The organism is Caecibacter sp. AF58-12pH5A, from assembly GCF_027681725.1.
GTDB classification, from domain to species: Bacteria; Bacillota; Negativicutes; order Veillonellales; family Megasphaeraceae; genus Megasphaera; species Megasphaera hominis.
The window spans coordinates 1-3,514 of the sequence record NZ_JAQDBC010000070.1 but is presented as its reverse complement, the minus strand read 5'-3'; the positions used below and the strand labels follow the sequence as shown (position 1 = coordinate 3,514).

Genomic DNA, 3,514 nt, shown 5'->3' with positions numbered 1-3,514 from the left:
GGCTTGTGCAAACCGACATTGGAAACAATGCACGGCGGCACTTGCCTACTCTACATGAAATACACGCCCATTTCCATCTCGCCCAATGAAGCACAGTTTTTAGAGACGAGGAAGTTTCAGATTGATGAAATCGCTCGTATTTTTCGAGTACCACCTCATATGATTGGAGACCTTGAAAAGTCGACATTCTCAAATATTGAGCAACAGTCCTTGGAGTTTGTGAAATACACCGTAGGGCCATGGGTGACGCGGTGGGAGCAGTCCCTATCAAGGAGCCTTCTTTCAAACGCTGAGCGCACAAAGTATCTCATCAAGTTTAACCTCGATGGGCTTCTTCGTGGCGATTACGAAAGCCGTATGAACGGCTATGCAACGGCTAGACAGAATGGGTGGCTGAGCGCCAATGACATCAGGGAACTGGAGGATATGGATCGGATTCCAACCGAAGAAGGTGGCGATCTCTATCTTGTGAATGGTTCAATGACACCACTGAAAGATGCAGGCGCGGCCTATGATACTGGAAAGGAGGAAAACGAAAGTGAGAAAGTTTTGGAACTGGACGGAGGGAACTCCGGAAAGGACGCTGACGCTCTCCGGCGTCATCGCTGAGGAGTCATGGTTTGATGATGAAGTGACGCCACAGCTTTTTAAAGAGGAACTTATGAGCGGTACGGGAGACATTACCCTTTGGATCAATAGTCCCGGTGGTGACTGTATCGCCGCGGCACAAATTTACAATATGCTCATGGATTACAAGGGAAACGTCACGGTAAAGATTGACGGCATTGCGGCATCTGCTGCGTCCGTTATTGCCATGGCGGGAACAAAGGTCATCATGAGTCCCGTGTCGATGCTGATGATTCACAATCCCATGACCATGGCGATGGGCGATACGAAAGAGATGGAAAAAGCCATCTCCATGCTTTCTGAAATCAAGGAAAGTATCATCAACGCCTATGAACTGAAAACAGGGATGAGTCGGGCAAAGATTGCAAGACTCATGGATGCAGAAACGTGGATGGATGCCCATAAGGCCATGGAACTGGGCTTTGCCGATGAAATGCTCCAAAGAGACGGGGATATTAGCCCCAAGGCGATGATCTATTCCGAGAATACGGTGAGCATGAAACTTTGGAACAAGCTTAAAGGGAAATACCAAGAAAAGAAGCAGGGGCGTTCAGTGGAATCACTGATGCGCCTTCTAACCTTAGAAGAGAAGTTTATGTAACGGAGGGAATAACCATGAATATCAAAGAATTGCGCGATAAGCGTCTCGACGTGTGGAACAAGGCAAAGGCTTTCCTTGATAGCCATCGTGAAGAAGGTGTGCTTTCAGCAGAAGACGATGCCGTTTATGCACGGATGGAAAAGGAACTGGATGACCTAGCAAAGGAAATCACCCGTCAGGAAAAGCTCGAGTCTTACGAAAGGGAAATGGCGAAAAATCTCACGACGCCCCTTACAACAAAGCCGAATAACGAAGTGCCGGTAGAAGAAAAGAAAGGTCGCGCCAGTGATGCGTACAAAAAGGCCATGCTTGATGCCATGCGCTGTAACTTCAAGCGTGTGAGTAACGTTCTGCAGGAGGGCGTAGATGCCGATGGTGGCTACCTCGTGCCGGAGGAATACGACAAACGCATCATCGACATTCTGAGTGAAGAGAACATTATGCGAAAACTTGGTACAACCATCACCACAAGCGGTCAGCATAAGATCAACATCGCCGCGACAAAACCTGCTGCAGCGTGGATTGAAGAGGGTGGGGCGCTTCAATTTAGCGATGCGACCTTCAGCCAAATCCTCCTTGATGCCCACAAGCTCCATGTGGCGATTAAAATCACGGAGGAACTCCTCTATGACAATGCTTTTAATCTCGAAAGTTATATCGTAACTGAGTTCGGTAAGGCCATCGCAAACGCCGAAGAAGATGCTTTCCTCAATGGTGATGGCACGGGAAAACCCTTGGGGCTTTTTGCAAAGACTGGTGGTGGAACGAAAGCGGCAAGCACTGCTGACCCGACGGCTGATGATTTCATCGCTCTCATCTATGCCCTCAAGCGTCCTTATCGCAAAAATGCGAGCTTCATCATCAACGACAAGAACATCGCCCTTTTGCGTCAGCTTAAAGACAATAACGGTGCCTATATGTGGCAACCGAGCGTGCAGGTAGGCGAGCCCGACACTTTCCTTGGCTATAAGCTATATACCAGCCAGTTCGCACCGACAAATGCCATCGCCTTTGGGGATTACCGCTACTACAACATCGGTGATCGCGGTACGCGCAGTTGGCAGGAACTGCGGGAACTCTTTGCCGGAAACGGCATGATCGCCTATGTGGCGAAGGAACGGGTGGACGGAAAACTCATCCTGCCGGAAGCCGTGCAGATTCTTTCCATCACAGGTAAGAGTACGGGAAGTAAATAAGATAAGGCGGTGAGCATATGGTTGACCTAGAAGAGATGAAAGCCTACCTCAGGGTGGATGGTGATGAGGAAGATGGGCTTATTGAAAAGCTCATGGAAACGGCTGAACGCCTTTCTAAAGACGTTGCGCGAGACGATGCCTTAAACCCCGCTACCATGCGCATGGCCATGTTATATGCCACCGCCTATTTATATGAGCACCGAGAAGAAGCGGATCATAACGACCTGCTTCTTTCTTTGCGTGCCCTCCTTATGGGGGAGCGAAAGGCAGCGTTTTGATATGAAAATCGCAAAGATGGATAAACGGCTGGAACTCTTTAAACCCATCCTTTCCGATGATGGCTTTGGCGGTATGGTGACGGAATATGAGTCCCAAGGCTTCGTGTGGGCGGAACTTCGCAGAACGAACTACGCCGAACAGGAAGCACACGGAACGCCCATGAGCAGGGAGCAACTGCGCTTTCGGATTCGTCCCAATAAAAGCGTGCAGCGCGGTTGGCAGATTCTTTATAGCGGTGAAACGTATGTCGTTGATACTGTTGACCAAACCTATCGAGACAGTACGACCATCATCGTCCGTCGCTATGAACAGGGGGTGTAGCGTGAAAATATACATGAAGGTCGATGCCTCCGCCATGACGGATGCCTTAAAACAAATCAGTGCATGGGATGGTAAGACAAGGCTCAAGGTGGAGGACGTGATGAAACGGGGAACAAAACGCATTCAGCGAGAAGCAAAAGAGCGAGCTGCTGTAAGAAGCGGTACACTCAAAAAATCCATTAAATCGAGATTCCGCATGACAAGGTGTAAAGGTGAGGTCTACACAAAACTTCCCTACGCTCACATTGTGGAGTACGGGGCAAAGGCTCATGAAATCAAGGCTAAAAACAAGAAGGCTCTGCGGTTCTATAAGGACGGTAAGCCTGTTTTTGCAAAACGGGCGAAGATTCCAAAGTTCATCGCAAGGCCTTATTTAAAGCCTGCTTATGACTACGTTTCGCCGGACATCGTGAAGAACATCAAGAAGGCGGTGTATAATGGGCCCCTTGTCAAGACCACGTTCTAAAATTTTAAGAGTGGCAGTAAGCAG

General features: G+C 49.0%; 6 protein-coding genes. All 6 read left to right on the top strand.

The genetic code is table 11. From position 1 onward, the window contains the following. The coding region (locus PGX44_RS13750; protein WP_498855816.1) for a phage portal protein at nt 1-609 on the top strand (609 nt) is incomplete at its 5' end. Further along, nucleotides 539-1,228 carry a head maturation protease, ClpP-related gene (locus tag PGX44_RS13745; protein ID WP_370839005.1) on the top strand — a complete coding sequence of 230 codons (690 nt, stop codon included), beginning with the start codon at nt 539-541 and terminating at the stop codon, nt 1,226-1,228. The genes PGX44_RS13750 and PGX44_RS13745, both read left to right, overlap by 71 nt. Nucleotides 1,229-1,242: 14 nt before the next feature. Further along, nucleotides 1,243-2,424: a phage major capsid protein gene (locus tag PGX44_RS13740; protein WP_370839007.1), complete on the top strand. Its 1,182-nt coding sequence runs from the start codon at nt 1,243-1,245 to the stop codon at nt 2,422-2,424. A 17-nt stretch (nt 2,425-2,441) separates the two neighbouring features. Further along, on the top strand, nt 2,442-2,702 hold the full coding sequence (locus PGX44_RS13735; RefSeq protein ID WP_370839009.1) for a head-tail connector protein: 261 nt from the start codon (nt 2,442-2,444) through the stop codon (nt 2,700-2,702). Nucleotide 2,703: 1 nt separating this feature from the next. Continuing rightward, nucleotides 2,704-3,024: a phage head closure protein gene (locus PGX44_RS13730; protein ID WP_370839011.1), complete on the top strand. Its 321-nt coding sequence runs from the start codon at nt 2,704-2,706 to the stop codon at nt 3,022-3,024. A gap of 1 nt (nt 3,025) precedes the next feature. Further along, complete coding sequence (locus tag PGX44_RS13725) at nt 3,026-3,490, top strand: HK97 gp10 family phage protein (protein WP_498855815.1); 465 nt, start codon at nt 3,026-3,028, stop codon at nt 3,488-3,490. Nucleotides 3,491-3,514: the final 24 nt, after the last annotated feature.